The sequence below is a fragment of the Oceanitalea stevensii genome, assembly GCF_014837105.1.
In the GTDB taxonomy this organism is placed as follows: domain Bacteria; phylum Actinomycetota; class Actinomycetes; order Actinomycetales; family Actinomycetaceae; genus Oceanitalea; species Oceanitalea stevensii.
On sequence record NZ_JACSPO010000027.1, the window covers coordinates 1 to 1,061 of the forward strand.

General features: G+C 71.3%; 1 protein-coding gene. It reads left to right on the top strand.

Annotated elements, in window-relative coordinates; all coding sequences use genetic code 11:
* Nucleotides 1-77 precede the first annotated feature (77 nt).
* Nucleotides 78-1,061, top strand: a 984-nt coding sequence (locus H9624_RS17020; protein WP_251840942.1) for a DUF222 domain-containing protein, incomplete at its 3' end; no start/stop codon positions are given.

Sequence of the window (1,061 nt, forward strand, 5' to 3'; positions counted from 1 at the left end):
GCTCGGATGTCAGTGGTCGGTCATAGCCTTGGAGCAGGACGGCAGAGCAGTCGGAACCCGCAGAGGGGGTGGGGTCGGTGAGCAGCGTCGACGACTTCGACCCGCACGCTGCCTGGCTCGAGGACCCGAGCACCTACGAGCCGGTCGGCGAGCACTCCCCGCGCCGTCTGGAGGAGCTGTGGGCCCAGGAGGAGGACGCCGCCGATGTGTTCCTCGACGGCGGGGACAAGCCTGCATCGTCGATGGTCACCATCGAGCAGCCGAGCTTCGAGTCGGTCCAGCCGGTGTCGGCCGAGGCCCTCGCGGGCATGGCACCCGACGGCCAGCTCCTCGCCGAGCTCGAGGACGTCGACCCCCGCGAGGTGGACGAGTACTACCTCGTGGAGATGGCCGCCGGCTACCAGCGCATCGCCGCGTGGGCCACCGCCAAGCTCACCCGGGTGGCCGGCGAGCTCTCCCGGCGGCCGCTCATGAACGGCAGCGGCGCCCTGCCCTCGCACGTGAAGGCCGGGAACATGGCCGCGGACGAGCTCGCTCCCCGCCTCGGGCTGAGCCGCTTCTGCGCGCAACGCATCGTGACCAACGCCCGCGCCTTCGAGAGCGTCTTCGCCCTCACCGGTCAGGCACTGGCCGTGGGACACATCGACTCCCGCAAGGCCACGACGATCGTCTCGATGCTCGAGGACTACCCGGTCGAGATCGCCGTCCTCGTCCAGGACTCCGTCATCGACGACGCCGGGACCCAGACCCACAGCCAGCTCGTCGAGGCCATCAAGAAGGCCGTCATCGCCGTCAGCCACGACGACGCCGACCTCTTCCACGCCAAGGCCCGCGCCAAGCGACGGGTCGAGCACCCTCGCCAGCTGCCCGACGGCATGGCCTCCATCCGCGCCGTCGTGCCGGCCACCGACGCCGCGGCCATCGACCTCGCGCTCGAGGCAGCCGCCCGTTCCGCGCAGGCCGGTGGCGACACCCGCACCCTCGACCAGCTCCGCGCGGACATCCTCTCCCTCATGGGCCACACCGCGCTCGAGCTCGGCTACGTCGGACTGCCGCCAGGC